Raw genomic sequence first — 18576 nt, 5'->3', positions numbered from 1 at the left:
GCGCAGCAGGCTAGTCGAAAGCTAGAATTCGCTCAGCAACTGGGCGGCGGGGTGGTGCCGCCCGGCAGGTATCAGCGGGCCGTGGCCAGCTCTTGTTGGACGCTGGCGACGGTACGTGGCCAAGGTTTACCAGCCTGGACCTTCGCTGGCAAGTTCTTGATTGCCGCAACCGCTGCGTCACGGTTGGCGAAGCTGCCGTAAGTCACGACATACAGCGGCTTGCCCTGCAGGTTTTTCTTGAAGTAGCGATAGTCGCCACCCTGGGCTTTGACGAAGGCCTGGGCCGACGCTTCGGAGCTGGTGCCGAGGATCTGCACCACGTAATTGCCCGGTTTCTGGCCTGCATACCAGCCACCACCGCTGCTGCCGGTAGCCGCAGGCTTCTCGACAGGCTTGGCAACTGGCTTGGCTGTGGCGACCTGGGTTGGCGCAGGCGCAGGCTTAGCAGGTGCAACCGGTTTTGCAGGCTGGGTTGCGACGGGCTTTGGCGCAGGCGCAACCGGCTGAACCGGTGCACTGCCAGTCGGCTTGGACAGCGTCGGTGCCGGGCCGGCAGGCACGCCTTGCGGCGGTGCGATGGTAGTCACGGTCGGCGGGTTGCCAGGCTGCAGCGCGGTATTGCCGGCCGGGCTGCCCTCTTCTCCATCCCCCATGCCAGCGGCCTGGGCCAATGGTTCGCGCATCACCGGCTGCGACTGCCCTACCAGCGGCAGTGGCATCGGCTGCGACGAGCCGGAGAACTCGATGGCCGGGTTGCCATTATTGGCCTGGGCGGCGCCCGGCTGGCCTTCACCTAATGGCAATTGAGCCTGGGCAGCCGGCACCTCGGCAGGTGCCTTGTCGCCTTTCTTGGGCATGAGAACCGCGGCAGCAACGGCGACCACGACCACAGCGGACAGCGCGAGCACATGTTTCTTAGGCATTTTCAACCCCATGGATGGTCGCTTGGCCGTCGAACGGCTGGCGATCATGGCTTCGATCAAAGTGTCACGGGCGACCTGGTTGATTGTGCCAGGCCAACCGTCGGAGTGTTCATGGATATCGACGATCTGTTCGCGGGTGAACACCTCGATGCCCCGGCCGGCGCCATCCAGACGCTGCTCCAGGTACTCGCGGGTCTCCTCTTCGCTGTAGGGGGCGAGCTCGATAACGTGGAAACGCTCTTCCTCGATACTCAGCTCATCCAGCCCGGCAATCAGCGACGGTTCGCCGAACAGGAACACGTGCGGGCGCCCTTCCGGAACACCCGCCGCCAGCTCCAGCAACGCTTGGAGTGCCGACTCGTCGAGTTGTTCCGCATCGTCCACCAGCAAATAGACTTCCTGCCCGGTCAGCGCCAGTTGCACCACCTTCGACAGTATGGCTTGGACCTCAGGCTGGGCGACCTCAAGCGACTGCGCGACCTGGGCGAGCACGCTGGCCGCATCGCTGGCGCCACGGGCAGAAACCACCACGCTCTGCACCGATTGCTTGTTGGTACTGGCCACCAGGGCCTGGCGCAGCAAGGTCTTGCCGCTGCCCAGGGGGCCGGTGACCACCAGCATCAGCTGGCTGTAACGGGCCAGGTGATGCAGCTGGCCCAGCACAGGCTTGCGCTGTGCCGGGAAGAATTTGAAGCCGGGCACGCGGGGCGCGAACGGATCGTGGCTCAACTGGTAATGGTCGAGAAAGGCCTCATCGGCATGCAAACTGGTCATTGCGCTGTCACAACCTCAAAGCTGGGCCACGATCGCGCGGTAATCCGCCGACAGCGTGGCCTGAAGAATCTCTTTCGGATAGTCGTCGGTGATCACGGCCTCGCCCATCTGGCGCAACAGCACCAGACGCAGACGCCCGTCGAGCACCTTCTTGTCGACCGCCATGTGCTCCATGAAATGCGCCGGGGTCATTTCCTGTGGTGGCACCACCGGCAAACCTGCATCCTGCAACAGGCGGATTCCGCGATCGCGCTCGGCCTGGTCGATCCAGCCGAGCCGCATGGACATTTCCAGGGCCATCACCGTGCCCGCCGACACGGCTTCGCCGTGCAGCCAGACGCCGTAGCCCATATGAGTTTCGATGGCATGGCCGAAGGTATGCCCAAGGTTCAGGGTCGCCCGCACGCCGGATTCGCGCTCATCGGCACCGACCACCGCAGCCTTGGCTGCGCAGGAACGGCGGATGGCTTCGGTCAGGGCCGTGGAGTCCAGGGCACGCAGGGCCTTCATATTGTCCTCGAGCCAACCAAGGAACGGCTTGTCGCAGATCAGGCCGTACTTGATCACTTCGGCCAGGCCTGCGGACAGCTCACGCGCCGGCAGGGTCTTGAGGCTGGTGGTGTCGATCAGCACCGCGTTGGGCTGATAGAAGGCACCGACCATGTTCTTGCCCAGCGGGTGGTTGATGCCGGTCTTGCCGCCGACCGAAGAGTCGACCTGGGACAACAGGGTGGTCGGCACCTGGATGAAATCGACGCCGCGCTGGTAACAGGCAGCGGCAAAGCCGGCCATGTCGCCGATCACACCGCCGCCAAGGGCCACCACGGTGGTGCGACGGTCGTGCCGGGCAGTGAGCAGGCCATCGAAGATCAGTTGCAGCGTTTCCCAGTTCTTGTGGGCTTCGCCGTCAGGCAATACCACGGGCAGCACCGAATAGGCACCCAGGGTCTTGGCCAGGCGTTCGAGGTACAGAGGCGCGACGGTTTCGTTGGAAACGATGGCGACCTGCCGCCCGGCAATGTGCGGCGCCAGCAACTCGGGCTGGTCCAGCAGGCCTTCGCCAATGTAGATCGGGTAGCTACGCTCGCCCAGGTCGACCTTTAGTGTCTGCATGTATCCCCACAATGTACTTGGGCGCGGCGCCGCTTGGGCGACGCACGCGGTAAGTTGAACCTCGCCTCGGCGCTGGTGGCCGAGAATAGTCCCGGCTTATCGGGGCGGCAACTGCTGCAAGCGTTCGAGAATATCGATCACCACCATGCGCGGTGGCCGCTCGTCGGTTTCAACGACCAGGTCGGCGATCTCGCGGTAGAGCGGATCACGCGCTTCGAGCAGGGCGCGAAGGGTCGCTTCCGGGTTGGCGGTACGCAACAGGGGGCGATTGCGATCACGTGCGGTGCGACCGACCTGCTGCTCCACCGAAGCATGCAGGTAGATCACCCGGCCGCCCTGGCGCAACGCCTGGCGGTTGGCATCGCGCATTACCGCGCCGCCGCCGGTGGCCAGGACCACGCCATCGAGCCCGCAGAGCTCGGCGATCATCGCCTGTTCACGGTCACGGAAGCCCGGCTCGCCTTCCTTGTCGAAGATCCACGGGATGTTGGCGCCGCATCGCAGTTCGATTTCCTTGTCGGAATCTTTGAACAGCAGGCGCAGCTCTTTGGCCAATAGGCGTCCAATGGTGCTTTTACCAGCGCCCATTGGCCCCACAAGTATCAAATTTCGCACAGAATCAACGACTCACAGCAATCGCCTGGTCACTCATGATACGCGGAGTCAGGAAGACCAGCAGCTCGGATTTTTTCTCTTGTAATACATCGCGTCGAAACAGCCGCCCAACATACGGCAGATCGCCGAAAAATGGCACCTTGTCGACCACATTGTTTTGCGTGGTCGAGTAGACGCCACCGATCACGATGGTCTCGCCGTCCGCCACGCGAACCTTGGCATTGACCTCGTTCTTGCGGATCGGCGGTACGTTGTTCAAGGCATTGACGTAATCAGGCTCGTCCTTGGTCACCCTGACCGTCATGATGACCTTGTTGTCCGGGGTAATCTGCGGGGTGACTTCAAGCGACAGGGACGCTTCGCGAAACGACACGGACGTGGCGCCGCTCTTGCTGGTTTCCTGGTAAGGCACCTCGGTACCTTTGAGGATCCTGGCCGTTTCCTTGTCGGCCGTGACCACCTTGGGCTGCGAGATGATTTCGCCATTGCCGCTCTTTTCCATGGCGCTGAGCTCAAGGTCCAGCAGGATGCCGCCACGCAGCAGGCCCAGACCGACACTGGAGCCGGCACGCTCCACCCCAAGGTCGACGAACAGCTCCTTGCCTGGCCTTACATTCTCACCGTACAAGGGCCCACCCCAACGCACCCCAAGGCTCTTTTCGTAATCGACATTGGCCTCGACGATGCGTGCCTCGATCGCCACCTGACGCACCGGCACATCCAGCTGCGCCACCAGGTGGCGCAGCTCGGCAAGGCGGTCAGCGGGCTGGTAGGCCACCAGGGTATTGGTGCGCGCATCCACGCTCAAACTGCCTCGCCCAGTGAGGATGCCGTCGTCTGCCAGGGTTGCCAGCAACAGCTCTGCGAGCTCGGAGGCTACGGCATGGTGGATCGGCATCAGTTCACGCTGCAGCGGTTGCAATTGCGCATCCAGCGCCTGGCCTAGTCGGGCGTCGAGCGATTGCCCAGCAAGCTCCGCCGCCGGCGCCACCAGCAGTACATTGCCCTCTTCACGCCGGGCCAGGCCCTTGCTGCGCAGCACCAAATCCAGCGCCTGCTCCCAGGGCACATCCTGAAGCCGCAAGGTGATATTGCCCTGCACCGAATCGCTGGCAACCAGGTTCACGCCGGCATGGTCTGCCAGCACCTGCAATACGGCGCGCACCTGCACATCCTGAAAGTTCAGCGACAGTGGCTCACCCCGTGTGGGCGCTGCCGTCGCTAGCGGGATCGACAAGACGAACGCCGCCGCTCCCATCCATAGCCTTTTCATCCTTGTCCATGACCTCCTTGTCCAGGGGTTTTCGGAGGGTGAGTACGGCTGTGCGCTCATGCCACTCACGCGCCACGAACCACCGCTCGCGCACGTCGACCCGCTGCTCGTCGATGTGCACCACAACACCCTCATCGCGCCCGAGCCGGTCGCCCAGGCGCACGCGATACAACTGGCCTGCAGACAACAACAGCGCTTCATGCGCGCCGCCTTGCGCCAGGCTCCCGACCATTTCCAGCTGCGCCAAGGGCACACGGCCCAATTCGCCAGGTGCCACTTTCGCCGGGGCTGCGGAGAACGGATCGACCAACGGCGGCACGGCCGCTGCCCGAGCGGGCAAATCTGCCAACGACGCAACGGCCGGCGACGTAGCATCAGCATGATGGGCGTGAACCCTCAGGCGAACGCGCAACAATCCAGGCCGCCCATCGACTTCGTTGATGCTCAGGTCACTCACGCGCAGCAGCCGCAGCTGCCCAAGCCATTCATCCAACCACAGGCGCAGTGCTGCATACCGGCCCACCACCTGAACATCGAGGGGAATGGTTCGGTAGTGCGCCTGCTCCACCGCCTCATGCACATCGAGCCGCTCGAACAGCAGGCCAAATTCATGCCCTGAGGCGGCAAGCGAATCGAGCAGGTCACTCATGCCCTCGCCAGCGGCGAGACGCCACCGGGCAACGTGCAGCGCCTGCTGTGCGGCGGCCAGCGCAGCGCGCATACGTGCCAGCTCTCGCACCTGCGCTGCCTTGGCCGAATGCTCCTCGCTCAACCGCTCATGCTGCGCATTCACTTGCCCATGGGCGTGCCGCAACTCCGGCAGGCGTAGCCCACACCCCAGCGCCAGTACCAACACACCCAGACCGACCGAAGCGCCCCACCTGAAGCGAGCGGAACGTTCGGCCATGCCCTGCCAGCTCACCCACCAGGCTGCATTCACGACCAAAACGCCGACACACGCGCTGTCAGGACAAACTCATCGCCCGAAGGCAGGTGCTTCACATGCTTGAGCTCCAGGCCTTGCAGTACAGCGGACCGCTCGAGGTCGCGCATGAACTGAGCGACCACAGCACCGGACGCGGCCTGGCCGGTCACCTGCAAACGGCCGCCCGCCAACGTGAGCTCAGTGAGCTGCAGACCAGCAGGCAACGCGGCCTCCAGGTCGCTAAGCAACGCGGGGAATACACCTTGATCGGCGCGCAGGCTGGCCAACACCGCGGCCTGTACCTGGGCAGCATCGTGGGCGGCACGGACATCGGCATGCTGCTCCAATTGTTCATCCAGCAGCGCAATGGCGGATTGACGGCTAACAGTGCTCAACCCTTGCTGCTGCGCACGTTGGCGTGCCAGTTGATCGATCAGCATCACGGCGCACAGGGCCAGCGCCGCACTGCCAAGCAACATCCACTGAAAGCGCCGAAGCATCGACCGGCGCTGCCGCTCGCGCCAGGGCAAAAGGTTCAGACGCATCATGGCTGCATGCCTCCGAGCGCCAAGGCGCATGCCAAGAGCATCTCGCCCCCACCAGGCTCCAACCCCACAATAGAAGGCAGGGGCCGACAGGGCAGCTTCACCTCTGCACTCAGGTTATCCAGCCACGCTTGCTCGATCGGTGAACTGCCGGCGACCAGCACGCATTCCAGTTGACTGTCGTCGCCCAGAAGCGCCGGCCATTGGCCAAGTGCTTGGCCAAGGTGCACTTCGCGGCGCTGCGCGGGCATGCCCTGCCGCCAACAATGCAGCGTCGCGCCTTGCGCTTCGATGCGCAGCAATGCCGAACCCGCAAGCGCGCCCTGCGGCAGCATCCGCTGCAACGCGATACTGTCGACCTCCATCGCCTCGGCCTGCAGCCCGGCTGCATCAAGCAGGGCTTCAACGGGCTCCAGCGCACGCTGGCGACAGGCAGCCACCATGACCTCCTGGCAATCGGCCTGGGCCTCGGAGGCCCCGAGCAACTGAAAGTCCAGCGCCAGATCATCAAGCGGAAATGGAAACAGGCGATCCGCATCAGCCAGCAACTGGGCCTCGATATCGGCTTCACTCAGGCCCGCTGGCAGTTGGCACACCTTGCAGATCACCTGATTTGCCGGCAGCGCCACCGCAACGCGCCGCTGCCGACTGCCGCTGCGCCTGCAGGCACGGCGCAACGCAGCCACTAGCCGGGCAGGGTCGCTCGCCCAATCAGCCCCACTGTACGGTTCATACGGCTCGTGCGCCCAGGCCGCGACCTGGCAACGCCCCTTGCGTCGCTGCAGCTGCACAATCCGAACGGAGTCGGGGGCGATTTCCACCCCCAAGAGTGAACCGGCATCCATGCCGAAACGTCCAAGCATCGCTGTTCCTTTGCTGTATGCCGCAAACCCGCGTCAGCGCTAGGCCTCAGCGGCCAAACGGTTCGACGGGCCACCTGGCCGGTCACCCGGCAAGGCGAAAAAATGCTTATAATGCCCAGCGTTTTTGGTCCGCCGGACCCGTACGCAATTCACTTATCAACCTGGACGCCCAAAAGCCTTGATACGTCTGCTGAAGTTCTTCTGGTGGTCTTCCGTCGCAGTCATTAGCGCGCTCGTACTCGGTGTGAGCGGTGCGTTTCTGTATCTTAGCCCTAGCCTGCCCTCGGTCGAGTCCCTCAGAAGCATCCAGTTGCAGATCCCCCTCAGGGTGTACAGCAGCGACGGCAAGCTGATTGCCGAGTTCGGCGAAATGCGCCGCTCGCCGATCCGTTTCGCGGAAATCCCCCCACAATTTATCCAGGCGCTTCTGTCAGCCGAGGACGACAATTTCCTCAACCACTACGGCGTTGACCCCAGCAGCCTGATGCGCGCCGCGACTCAGCTGGTAAAAACCGGCCATATCCAGACGGGCGGCAGCACCATCACCATGCAGGTGGCGAAGAACTTCTTCCTCACCAGCGAGCGCAGTTTTTCGCGCAAGACCAACGAGATTCTGCTGGCCCTGCAGATCGAGCGTGAGCTGACCAAGGACGAAATCCTTGAGCTGTACGTGAACAAGATCTACCTGGGCAACCGGGCGTACGGCATCGATGCCGCCGCACAGGTCTATTACGGCAAGTCGATCCGCGACGTGAGCCTGGCGCAAATGGCGATGATCGCCGGCCTGCCCAAGGCACCTTCGCGCTTCAACCCCCTGGCCAACCCGGTGCGCGCCAAAGAGCGTCGCGACTGGATTCTTGGCCGCATGTACAAGCTCGGCAAGATTGACCAGGCCAGCTACCAGGCCGCCCTGGCCGAGCCGCTCAACGCCAGCTACCACGTGCCGACACCTGAGGTGAATGCCCCGTACGTCGCCGAGATGGCCCGCGCCGAGATGGTCGGCCGTTATGGCAGCGATGCCTACACCGAGGGCTTCCGCGTCACCACCACGGTGCCGAGCGACATGCAGGAGATGGCCAACAAAGCCATTCTCACGGGTCTTTCCGATTACGATGAACGCCACGGTTACCGCGGCCCCGAGGCACGCTTCCCAGGCAAGACCCACGCGGCCTGGCTGCTGGAACTGAGCAAGCAGCGCACCCTGGGCGGCCTTGAGCCGGCCATCGTCACCCAGGTCGACAAGACCGACCTCAAGGTGCTGACCCGCAGCGGCCAGGAAGAAACCGTCGCCTGGGACACCATGAAGTGGGCGCGCCCGTTCCTCAATAGCAATTCCCAGGGCCGCGCACCGCAAAGCCCCGCCGATGTTGCCCAGGTAGGTGACCTGGTGCGCCTGCAGCGCCTGGACGACGGCAAGCTCAAGTTCAGCCAGGTGCCGGGCGCACAAAGCGCGCTGGTCACCCTCGACCCATACAACGGCGCCATTCGTGCCCTGGTAGGCGGCTTCTCGTTCGAGCAAAGCAACTACAACCGTGCCATGCAGGCCAAGCGCCAACCTGGCTCGAGCTTCAAGCCCTTCATCTATAGCGCGGCGCTCGACAGCGGCTACACCGCTGCCAGCCTGGTCAACGATGCACCGATCGTGTTCGTCGACGAGTACCTGGACAAGGTCTGGCGGCCGAAGAACGACACCAACACCTTCCTCGGCCCGATCCGCATGCGCGAGGCGCTGTACAAGTCGCGCAACCTGGTATCGATCCGCCTGCTGCAGGCCATGGGCGTCGACCGCACCATCGACTACATCGCCAAGTTCGGCTTCAACAAGCAGGACTTGCCGCGCAACCTGTCGCTGGCACTGGGCACCGCAACCCTCACGCCGATGGAAATCGCCACGGGCTGGAGCACCTTTGCCAACGGCGGTTACAAGATCAGCCCGTACCTGATCGACCGCATCGAGAGCCGCAGCGGCGAGACCCTGTTCACCGCCAACCCACCCCGCGTGCCGCAAGGCGCCCAGGACCAGGCAGGCCTTGCCGCGCCAGAGCAGCCGATCAGCACCGCAGCCATGCCGGGCGAGGCGCCGGCCGCCTTTGGCCAAGTCACGCCAGCACCGCAAACGCCGGCAGTGGCGGAACAGATCATCGACGGCCGCACCACGTACATCCTCACCAGCATGTTGCAGGATGTAATCAAACGGGGCACTGGCCGCCGTGCGCTGGCCCTGGGCCGCACCGACCTGGCCGGCAAGACCGGTACCACCAACGAGTCCAAGGATGCCTGGTTCTCCGGCTACAACGCCGATTACGTGACCACGGTATGGGTCGGCTTCGACCAGCCCGAGACCCTGGGCCGCCGCGAGTACGGTGGCACTGCGGCACTGCCGATCTGGATGAGTTTCATGGGTGCTGCGCTGAAGGACAAACCCAACCACGTACCGGCTGAGCCGGAAGGCATCCTCAGCCTGCGTGTCGACCCGGTCAGCGGCCGTGCGGCCTCGCCGGGCACACCGAACGCCTACTTCGAGCTGTTCAAGGCCGAAGACTCGCCACCGTCAGGGGATGAACTGGGCAACGGCGCGGCACCGGGAAGCCCGCTGCCAGCAGACGAAGCAGCGCCGATGGACCTGTTCTGACCCCTGACAGGCTAGCGCCGCCTGTGTAGGAGCGGCCTTGTGTCGCGATGGGCTGCGCAGCAGCCCCTTGCGAGACCTTCTGCTTTCGAGATCCTGGGGCCGCTGCGCAGCCCATCGCGACACAAGGCCGCTCCTACAGGGATCTACGCTGCCGACAAACGCACAATAAAAAGCCCCGGCTCATACGAGCCGGGGCTTTTTTGTGTCACTTACGGCAATCAGCCGTTGAACACTTCATCCACGCTGTTCAGCGGGTAGTGCTTCGGATACGGCAGGGTCGCCACACCGGACTCGATAGCAGCCTTGGCGACAGCATCGGAAACAACGGTGATCAGACGGGCATCCAGAGGCTTCGGAATGATGTACTCACGGCCGAATTCCAGGCCTTCGACGCCGTAGGCTTCGCAAACTTCCTTAGGAACCGGCAGCTTGGCCAGGTCTTTCAGGGCGATGGCGGCGGCAATCTTCATTTCTTCGTTGATGCGCTTGGCACGTACGTCCAGGGCGCCACGGAAGATGAAGGGGAAGCCCAGTACGTTGTTGACCTGGTTCGGGTAGTCGGAACGACCGGTGGCCATGATCACGTCGTTACGGGTGGCGTGAGCCAGCTCTGGGGAGATTTCCGGATCGGGGTTCGAGCACGCGAACACGATCGGGTTGGCCGCCATCGACTTCAGGCCTTCTGCGCTCAGCAGGTTCGGGCCGGACAGGCCAACGAACACGTCGGCACCGTTCAAGGCGTCAGCCAGGGTGCGCTTGTCGGTCGCGTGGGCGAACTGCGCCTTGTACTGGTTCAGGTCGTCGCGGCCAGCGTGGATCACGCCGCTGCGGTCGATCATGTAGATGTTCTCGACCTTGGCACCCATGCTGACCAGCAGCTTCATGCACGAGATGGCGGCAGCGCCGGCACCCAGGCAGACGATCTTGGCTTCTTCCAGCTTCTTGCCGGCGATTTCCAGGGCGTTGATCATGCCGGCCGCGGTGACGATCGCGGTGCCGTGCTGGTCATCGTGGAAGACCGGGATGTCGCACTGCTCGATCAGGGTGCGCTCGATTTCGAAGCACTCTGGAGCTTTGATGTCTTCGAGGTTGATGCCACCGAAGGTGATCGAAATGCGGCGAACGGTGTCGATGAAAGCTTGCGGGCTTTCCGACTCGACTTCGATGTCGAATACGTCGATGCCAGCGAAACGCTTGAACAGAACACCCTTGCCTTCCATGACCGGCTTCGAGGCCAGTGGGCCGAGGTCGCCCAGACCGAGGATGGCAGTACCATCCGAAATCACCGCAACCAGGTTGCCTTTACCGGTGTATTTGTAGGCCAGCTCTGGATCACGGCCGATTTCGCGCACGGGTTCTGCAACACCTGGGCTGTAGGCCAGGGCGAGGTCACGGGCGGTGGCGGTGGGCTTCGAGAGCTCGACGCTCAGTTTCCCCGGACGAGGTTGAGCGTGGTATTCGAGAGCGGCGGTTTTCAGGTCTGACATGGTGGGCATTCCGCTATTTACTGTTCTGACGGACCGCCGAGGATACGCAAAGAGCCGGGGAGTCACAAGACTGGTCGGTCACTTGTGTCAAGGCCTTTAGCCTACGACTTTACGCTATAACCCACGGGGCATACGAATCACAGTGTGTACAATCTAATACCGAAATGTCTACATCTTTTCAGCCTGAAATGCGTTCTAACATGCTCGGATCGGTCAATGGCAACACCCAGCGTCGCTGACCAGGCTTCAGGCCGCCCTTGCGGGAACGATCCAGCACCCAGCCACGCGCCTCGACTTGGCGCCCTTTGAGATTATCGAAGAAGCTGGCCGGGAAGTTGCGTTGCAGACGAGCGGGAACCTGCAGCACCACGGTGCTATCCAGGGTCAGCCAGACGCCGCCGCGGTTACGTTCGACCGCCTCGATTCGGCCACCGATGACAGCGAACCCAGACTGCCGGACATCCCGTGCGCGCAGCACCGGCGAGCTGCGCCACAGCCCGACACGCGCCTTGCGCGCCGCTTGCTCGGCCAGTTGCTGGCACCCCACCAGGCGCACATTGGGGGCAACGGCAACGCGGTAGCCGAGCCCCTCGCTGAGCAGTTGTGCTTCCAGATTGTTGCCAGTGCGGCCGTAGATGTGCGCCAGTGTGCGGCCGTATTTGTCTTTGCCCTCAACGCCCGTCACCAGCCCTACACGCCCGTCACTGGCTTTGACCAAGGCTTGCAAGCGCCGCTTGGCCGCCTCGGCATAGGGCTCGCTGGTCCGCCCTTTGCGACCGATCTCCGGGGCGTTGATGCCGATCATGCGCACGCTGCGGCCGTCGGTCAGGCGCAAGGTATCGCCATCTACCACCTGCCGCACTGCCACCGGTTGAGGGTTGGCCGGCAGCGGGCAGAACGCCTGGGCAGGAAGATGCCAAATCGCGCCCACAAAAAAAGCGCCCACAAGGGGCGCTTTTTTTTGCAACAACGCGAAACCCGAGGGATTCGCCATGCGCATTATTACTTCTTGGCACCGAACATGCCGAAGCGATCGGCAAACTTCTGTACGCGACCACCGGTGTCCAGGACTTTCTGCTTACCGGTGTAGAACGGGTGGCACAGGTTGCAAACGTCGATCGACAGGGTGCTACCCAGGGTCGAACGGCTTTCAAACTTGTTGCCGCAGCTGCAGGTGACTGCAACTACTTCGTAGTTCGGATGAATATTTGCTTTCATGGTCACTTCCTCGAGCTGCGTGCCGCCACCCAACACCAATTGTTGAATACCGCACGTAATTAGGCGGCGAATAATACCAGAGCCCAGCCTCAGCGCAAGTTGTCGCTTGCACCGACTGTCGTCTGCTAGGCTCGCCAGTCTTTGAAATGCCCTTGCGAGACCTTCCGCGTGTCCGACGTCATCCTGCGCCTTGCCCTACCCTCCCCGCTGCGTCGCCTGTTCGACTACAGGGCGCCGGCGAGCATGGCGCGCCAGCCCCTCACACCGGGCATGCGCATTCGTGTGCCATTCGGGCGCCGCGAGATGATCGGCGTGCTGGTGGAGGTGTGCGACCAAAGCGAAGTGCCCGCCGACAAGCTCAAGCCGGCCATTGCGCTGCTGGACCCGGTATCGCCGCTGCCGCCGGCCCTGCTCAAGCTGTGCCTGTGGACGGCCCAGTACTACCAGCACAGCCTGGGCGATACCCTGAGCTGGGCCCTGCCGACCCTGCTGCGCCAGGGCGAACTGGCCGAGATGCGCCAGGAACGCTTCTGGCACGTCGCCGCCGATGCCCGCCACGATGACCCCCGCATCGCCCGCGCACCGCGCCAGCGCGATGCCCTGAAAACCCTGGCGCAGCACCCACACGGCGTGGCCCACAGCCTGCTGGGCAAGCTCAACCTGAACAAGGACAGCCTCGACCTGCTGCTGGCCAAGGAACTGGTCACCGTCGAAGTACGCCGCCACCTGCCGACGCCGCGCCACGAGCACTGGCTGGCGCAGCCCGAACTGCCCCTCAACGAAGAGCAGCGCAACGCCTTCGATGCCGTGTGCCTGGGCCTTGGCAGTTTCAACGCGTTTCTGCTGGCCGGGGTTACCGGCAGCGGCAAGACCGAGGTCTACCTGCAGTTGATCCGCGAAACACTGGAGGCCGGTAAGCAGGCGCTGGTGCTGATCCCGGAAATCAACCTCGGCCCGCAGACACTGGCGCGCTTCGAGCAACGCTTCAACGCCCGCATCGCCTTGCTGCACTCGGCGGTCGGCGACCGCGAGCGGCTGGACGCCTGGCTGGCAGCCCGCGATGGCGAGGCCGACATCATCATCGGCACCCGCTCGGCGCTGTTCACGCCGATGAAAAACCCCGGCCTGATCATCATCGACGAAGAGCACGACGGCTCTTATAAACAGCAGGAAGGCCTGCGTTACCACGCCCGCGACCTGGCCCTGGTGCGCGCCCACCAGGAGAACATCCCGATCCTGCTCGGCTCGGCCACGCCGTCGCTGGAAACCCTGCACAACGCCCAGACCGGCCGCTACACCTTGCTGCGCATGAACCAGCGCGCCGGCGGTGCGCGCCCGCCGCGCATGCTGCGCCTGGACGTGAAAAGCCTGCCGCTGGACAGTGGCATCAGCGGCCCACTGCAGCAGGCCATCCGCCAGACCCTGGAAGCAGGCCAGCAAGTGCTGGTGTTCCTCAACCGCCGCGGCTTTGCCCCGACGTTGCTGTGCCACGATTGCGGCTGGTTGTCCGAATGCCCTCGCTGTGATGCGCGCATGACCGTGCACCAGCGTTCCGGCGTGCTGCGTTGCCACCACTGCGGTTATGACGAACGCCTGCCGCACCAGTGTCCGCAGTGCAACCATGTCGACTTGCGGCCGGTGGGCGCAGGCACCGAGCGCGCCGAAGAGCGCCTTAAGGTGCTGTTCCCGGACTACCCGACCCTGCGCGTGGACCGCGACAGCACGGCGCGCAAAGACGCCATGCACAACCTGTTCGGCACCATCCAGCGTGGCCAGCCGAGCATCCTGGTGGGCACCCAGATGCTCGCCAAGGGGCACCACTTCCCACGCGTGACCCTGGTGGCCATCCTCGACGCCGACGGCGGGCTGTTCTCCGGCGACTTCCGTGCCAGCGAGCGCATGGCGCAATTGATCGTGCAGGTTGCCGGGCGTGCCGGGCGCGCCGAAGAGCCCGGCAAGGTGATCATCCAGACCCACCTGGCCGACCACCCCTTGCTGGTTCAGCTGACCGAACAAGGCTATTTCGCCTTCGCCGAGCAAGCCCTGGACGAGCGCCGTGCCGCCGGCCTGCCGCCTTTTTCGCACCTGGCCTTGTTGCGCGCCGAAGCGCACAAACCGGGCCAGGCCGAAGGCTTCCTCGACGAAGCCTGCAGCGCAGCAGAGCGCCTGGTGGCCGAACAGCGCCTGCCGGGCATTGAACTGTTGGGCCCGGTACCGGCTCCCATGGAGCGCCGAGCAGGCCGCTTCCGCGCCCAATTATTGATACAGGCCAACACCCGGGCACCCCTGCATCGACTGATCAGCGCCTGGTTGCTAGTGTTGGAGCAAATGCCGAGCGGCCGACAGGTTCGCTGGTCGCTGGACGTGGACCCGGTAGACCTCTACTGACACCCTGAGCCTTGGCAAAGGTTGGCAACCCGCTCCCGGCAACGGATAATGCCCAGTTTTTCCACCTGCGCATCGAAGCGCTCCACCGCGCTTGCGGTCGAAAAGAGAACCCCATGAAAGACACCATTCGCCAGCTGATCCAGCAAGCCCTCACCCAACTCGTCACCGACGGTGTGCTGCCTGAAGGGCTATCGCCGGCGATCCAGGTGGAAAACGCCCGGGACAAGACCCACGGCGACTTCGCCAGCAACATCGCGATGATGCTGGCCAAGCCTGCCGGCATGAAGCCGCGCGACCTGGCCGAAAAACTGATCAACGCGCTGCCCGCCAGCGACGACATCAGCAAGGTCGAGATTGCCGGCCCAGGCTTCCTCAACTTCTTCCAGAACACCAGCGCCCTGGCCGACCGCCTGGACGCCGCCCTGGCCGACGGCCACCTGGGCGTGCGCAAGGCAGGCGCCGCCGAGAAGGTGGTGATCGACCTGTCGGCGCCGAACCTGGCCAAGGAAATGCACGTTGGTCACCTGCGCTCGACCATCATCGGCGACAGCGTCGCCCGTGTGCTGGAGTTTCTCGGCGACCAGGTCATCCGCCAGAACCACGTGGGCGACTGGGGCACTCAGTTCGGCATGTTGATGGCCTACCTGCAGGAAAACCCGATCACCAGCGACGAGCTGTCGGACCTGGAGAACTTCTACCGCGCCGCGAAGAAACGCTTCGACGAGTCCGAAGAATTCGCCACCCGCGCCCGCGGCCTGGTGGTCAAGCTGCAGGCCGGCGACCCTGAGTGCCTGGCCCTGTGGACGCGTTTCAAGGACATTTCCCTGTCCCACTGCCAGAAAACCTACGAGCTGCTCAACGTCAAGCTGACCATGGCCGACGTCATGGGCGAAAGCGCCTACAACGACGACCTGGCCAACGTAGTCAGCGACCTCAAGGCCAAGGGCCTGCTGGTCGAGGACCAGGGCGCGCAGTGCGTGTTCCTCGAAGAATTCAAGAACAGCGAAGGCGAACCCCTGCCGGTGATCGTGCAGAAGGCCGACGGTGGCTACCTGTACGCCACCACCGACCTGGCCGCCGTGCGCTACCGCAGCAATGTGCTCAAGGCCGACCGTGCCCTGTACTTCGTCGACCAGCGCCAGGCGCTGCACTTCAACCAGGTGTTCGAAGTGGCGCGCCGTGCAGGCTTCGTCGGCCACCCGATGCAAATGGAACACATGGGCTTCGGCACCATGAACGGCGCCGACGGCCGCCCGTTCAAGACCCGTGACGGCGGCACCGTGAAGCTGATCGACCTGCTCACCGAGGCCAAGGAGCGTGCCTACGCCCTGGTCAAGGAGAAGAACCCGAGCCTGGCCGAAGACGATCTGCGCCACATCGGTGAAGTGGTCGGGATCGGCGCAGTGAAGTACGCCGACCTGTCCAAGCACCGCACCAGCGACTACAGCTTCAACTTCGAGCTGATGCTCAACTTCGAAGGCAACACCGCGCCGTACCTGCTGTATGCCTACACCCGCGTGGCGGGCGTGTTCCGCAAGCTGGGCAAGGGCTTCGACGAGGTCGACGGCAAGATCGTGCTGCAGGCCGAGAAGGAGCTGGACCTCGCCGCGCGCCTGGCGCAATTCGGCGAAGTGCTTAACAGCGTGGCCGACAAGGGTACGCCGCACGTGCTGTGCAGCTACCTGTACGACCTGGCTGGCCTGTTCTCGAGCTTCTACGAGAACTGCCCGATCCTCGCCGCCGAAACCCCGGAGCAGCAACAGAGCCGCCTGCGCCTGGCTGCCCTGACCGGTCGCACCCTCAAGCAAGGTCTGGAACTGCTCGGCCTGGAAACCCTGGAGCGCATGTAAGTTGGCTGCCAAGAAAAAACCTGCTCCAAAACGCGGCGCCAGCCGCCAACAGGCGCCGGCCAAGCAGCCGATCCCGGGTTGGGTATGGCTGGCAGTCGGGTTGACCGTGGGCGCTTTCATCGTCTTTTTGATGAAGCTCGAGCCAGGCGGTGCGGACATCAAGCGCACCAAGCCTGAACAACAAAAACCGGAAAAGGTGGCCGAAGCCAGCAAGACCACCCCGGCCACCCCGCAGCAGCCGGTGAAGCCGAAGTATGACTTCTACACCCTGCTGCCGGAGTCCGAGGTCATCGTGCCGCCGGAAGCCGTGCCAGAGAAGACGCCACCGGTGCCTGCCCAGCCAGTGACCCCGGTCACCCCGGCAGAGGCAGCGAAGATCGACACGGCACGCGCCCAGGCCGCCTTGCTGGGCCAGACGCCACCACCGGCACCGCCGGTGATCAAGCCTGCGGCCACTACGCAGTTCTTCCTGCAGGCCGGCTCGTTCCGCAAGCAAGCGGATGCCGACAAGGTCCGCGCGCAGATCATCCTGCTCGGCCAGTCGGTGAAGGTGGAGTCGGGGACGGTCAAGGATGAAACCTGGTACCGCGTACTGGTCGGCCCGTTCAGCAACCGCGAACAACTGACCGGGGCGCAGAAACAGCTTGCTGGCGCAGGCTTCAGCAACCTGCTGCTGCAACAGCGCCAGACCCGCCAGTAAAACTCGGTAGGCGCAGCCTTGTGCTGCTCCTACACGATCTGCAATCAGCGACGATCGCTGTTGGCTTCGGAAATCTGACTGTTCAGGGTCCAGAAGTCGTACAGCACGCCGACCAGGAACAGGCCGCCCGTGAAGAAGTAGATGATCGCGGTGATCCACTTGCCCTGGTACAGGCGATGCAGGCCAAAAATGCCCAGGAAGGTCAGCAGAATCCAGGCGATGTTGTAGTCGATCCGACCGGACCGGAAGCGCAAGTCCGCCTCCTTGTCCATCGCCGGGATCAGAAACAGGTCGATCAGCCAGCCGATGCCCAGCAGGCCCAGGGTAAAGAACCAGATCGTCCCAGTGATCGGCTTGCCGTAGTAGAAACGGTGCGAGCCGGTGAAGCCGAAAATCCACAACAAGTAGCCGATGACCTTGCTGTGGGTGTCGTGAAGCGGCTCACCCTGTTGATAACTGTTCATTCATAGCCCTCGTGGGTTATCCGAAAATTTTCTAAGAAAAAATGTGACTTTCTCGTCGCAGGCCGACGTATGGCACCCTGCCAATCGACCAACGGATCAGAAATTGATCAAAAAGCTGTTATAAAGTTGCGCGCCTAACACATAACTATTCATAAAGAGCTTCATCTATGCCGCCTTTACTCAAGACATGGCTGACCCTCTGTCTATTATTGCCCCTGGCCGCCCACGCCACCAATCGTGAGCAACGTCTTCCCAATGGTTTCACCGGCTATACCACCAATGCCTCGGTGAAACACGCGCCTGCCAAGCACACCACGCTGCGCGCACGCCCAAGCAACGCGGCCAGCAGCCGTGGGCTGCCGGTTGCCTCCATGTCGCCGAAGCAGAGCAGCGATGTGCTCAGCCGTGCGGTGAATGTGCTCGGTACGCCCTATGTCTGGGGCGGCAGCAGCCCGAAAAAGGGCTTCGACTGCAGCGGCCTGGTGAAATACGCCTTCAATGATGTGGCCGATGTCGACCTGCCACGCACCTCCAATGCCATGGCCCAGGGCCACGGTGTGAAGGTGGCGAAGGGCGACCTCAAGCCTGGCGACCTGATCTTCTTCAACATCAAGAGCCGACGGGTCAACCACGTTGCCATCTACCTGGGCAACGACCGCTTCATCCATGCCCCGCGTCGCGGCAAGCGGGTGAGCATCGACACCCTCAGCAAGCCTTACTGGCAGAAGCACTATGTCGTGGCCAAGCGGGTGTTGCCGAAAGAACAGCAGCAGCTGGCCCTGGCCAAGCGCTGATCGAGCCTCGAC

The 18576-nt window shown here is 63.4% G+C and carries 16 protein-coding genes; 5 read left to right on the top strand and 11 right to left on the bottom strand.

What is annotated here, in order from left to right; all coding sequences use genetic code 11:
• Window positions 1–71: 71 nt before the first annotated feature.
• The 7 genes from GIB19_RS00540 to pilM form a co-directional block, all read right to left on the bottom strand.
• The gene (locus GIB19_RS00540) at window positions 72–1697 is read right to left on the bottom strand and encodes an SPOR domain-containing protein (RefSeq protein WP_274882766.1); all 1626 of its coding nucleotides are present in this window, start codon (window positions 1695–1697) and stop codon (window positions 72–74) included.
• A gap of 15 nt (window positions 1698–1712) precedes the next feature.
• Window positions 1713–2810, bottom strand: coding sequence for a 3-dehydroquinate synthase (aroB, locus tag GIB19_RS00535; protein WP_027592358.1), 1098 nt, complete (start codon window positions 2808–2810; stop codon window positions 1713–1715).
• Between the two features lie 96 nt (window positions 2811–2906).
• The gene (gene aroK / locus GIB19_RS00530; RefSeq protein ID WP_027592357.1) at window positions 2907–3425 is read right to left on the bottom strand and encodes a shikimate kinase AroK; all 519 of its coding nucleotides are present in this window, start codon (window positions 3423–3425) and stop codon (window positions 2907–2909) included.
• 4 nt (window positions 3426–3429) lie between these two features.
• Window positions 3430–4698, bottom strand: coding sequence for a type IV pilus secretin PilQ (locus tag GIB19_RS00525; RefSeq protein ID WP_172960390.1), 1269 nt, complete (start codon window positions 4696–4698; stop codon window positions 3430–3432).
• Window positions 4622–5605 carry a pilus assembly protein PilP gene (locus tag GIB19_RS00520; RefSeq protein WP_274882759.1) on the bottom strand — a complete coding sequence of 328 codons (984 nt, stop codon included), beginning with the start codon at window positions 5603–5605 and terminating at the stop codon, window positions 4622–4624. Before GIB19_RS00520 ends, GIB19_RS00525 begins: the two co-directional genes overlap by 77 nt.
• 29 nt (window positions 5606–5634) lie before the next feature.
• Window positions 5635–6171, bottom strand: a complete 537-nt coding sequence (locus GIB19_RS00515) for a PilN domain-containing protein (protein ID WP_274882757.1) — start codon at window positions 6169–6171, stop codon at window positions 5635–5637.
• Window positions 6168–7031, bottom strand: coding sequence for a type IV pilus biogenesis protein PilM (gene pilM, locus GIB19_RS00510; RefSeq protein WP_274882756.1), 864 nt, complete (start codon window positions 7029–7031; stop codon window positions 6168–6170). Before pilM ends, GIB19_RS00515 begins: the two co-directional genes overlap by 4 nt.
• 181 nt (window positions 7032–7212) lie before the next feature.
• Between pilM and GIB19_RS00505 the strand changes: the two genes are divergently transcribed.
• On the top strand, window positions 7213–9663 hold the full coding sequence (locus tag GIB19_RS00505; RefSeq protein WP_446731367.1) for a penicillin-binding protein 1A: 2451 nt from the start codon (window positions 7213–7215) through the stop codon (window positions 9661–9663).
• A 218-nt stretch (window positions 9664–9881) separates the two neighbouring features.
• On the opposite strand, the gene GIB19_RS00500 is transcribed toward GIB19_RS00505, so the two are convergent.
• The 3 genes from GIB19_RS00500 to rpmE form a co-directional block, all read right to left on the bottom strand.
• The gene (locus GIB19_RS00500) at window positions 9882–11150 is read right to left on the bottom strand and encodes a malic enzyme-like NAD(P)-binding protein (RefSeq protein WP_027592351.1); all 1269 of its coding nucleotides are present in this window, start codon (window positions 11148–11150) and stop codon (window positions 9882–9884) included.
• Between the two features lie 178 nt (window positions 11151–11328).
• On the bottom strand, window positions 11329–12150 hold the full coding sequence (locus GIB19_RS00495) for a thermonuclease family protein (protein ID WP_274882752.1): 822 nt from the start codon (window positions 12148–12150) through the stop codon (window positions 11329–11331).
• A 2-nt stretch (window positions 12151–12152) separates the two neighbouring features.
• Window positions 12153–12368, bottom strand: a complete 216-nt coding sequence (gene rpmE / locus GIB19_RS00490) for a 50S ribosomal protein L31 (RefSeq protein ID WP_027592349.1) — start codon at window positions 12366–12368, stop codon at window positions 12153–12155.
• Window positions 12369–12536: 168 nt separating this feature from the next.
• Between rpmE and GIB19_RS00485 the strand changes: the two genes are divergently transcribed.
• The 3 genes from GIB19_RS00485 to GIB19_RS00475 all read left to right on the top strand — a co-directional run bounded on the left by GIB19_RS00485 (window position 12537) and on the right by GIB19_RS00475 (window position 17306).
• The gene (locus GIB19_RS00485) at window positions 12537–14756 is read left to right on the top strand and encodes a primosomal protein N' (RefSeq protein ID WP_274882749.1); all 2220 of its coding nucleotides are present in this window, start codon (window positions 12537–12539) and stop codon (window positions 14754–14756) included.
• Between the two features lie 113 nt (window positions 14757–14869).
• Window positions 14870–16606 (top strand): arginine--tRNA ligase, encoded by a 1737-nt coding sequence (argS, locus tag GIB19_RS00480; protein WP_099430684.1) that lies wholly within the window; start codon window positions 14870–14872, stop codon window positions 16604–16606.
• A 1-nt stretch (window position 16607) separates the two neighbouring features.
• Complete coding sequence (locus tag GIB19_RS00475) at window positions 16608–17306, top strand: SPOR domain-containing protein (protein WP_027592346.1); 699 nt, start codon at window positions 16608–16610, stop codon at window positions 17304–17306.
• A gap of 44 nt (window positions 17307–17350) precedes the next feature.
• Here GIB19_RS00475 and GIB19_RS00470 read toward each other — a convergent pair whose 3' ends face one another.
• The gene (locus GIB19_RS00470; RefSeq protein ID WP_085272247.1) at window positions 17351–17770 is read right to left on the bottom strand and encodes an NINE protein; all 420 of its coding nucleotides are present in this window, start codon (window positions 17768–17770) and stop codon (window positions 17351–17353) included.
• A 167-nt stretch (window positions 17771–17937) separates the two neighbouring features.
• On the opposite strand from GIB19_RS00470, the gene GIB19_RS00465 reads away from it, so the two are divergent.
• Window positions 17938–18564 carry a C40 family peptidase gene (locus GIB19_RS00465; RefSeq protein ID WP_027592344.1) on the top strand — a complete coding sequence of 209 codons (627 nt, stop codon included), beginning with the start codon at window positions 17938–17940 and terminating at the stop codon, window positions 18562–18564.
• The last annotated feature ends 12 nt before the right edge of the window (window positions 18565–18576 follow it).

Origin of the sequence: Pseudomonas sp. ITEM 17296 (genome assembly GCF_028895205.1) — a bacterium.
In the GTDB taxonomy this organism is placed as follows: domain Bacteria; phylum Pseudomonadota; class Gammaproteobacteria; order Pseudomonadales; family Pseudomonadaceae; genus Aquipseudomonas; species Aquipseudomonas kermanshahensis.
Note: the sequence above shows the minus strand (reverse complement) of the source record. Positions and strands in the feature narration are given on the sequence as shown.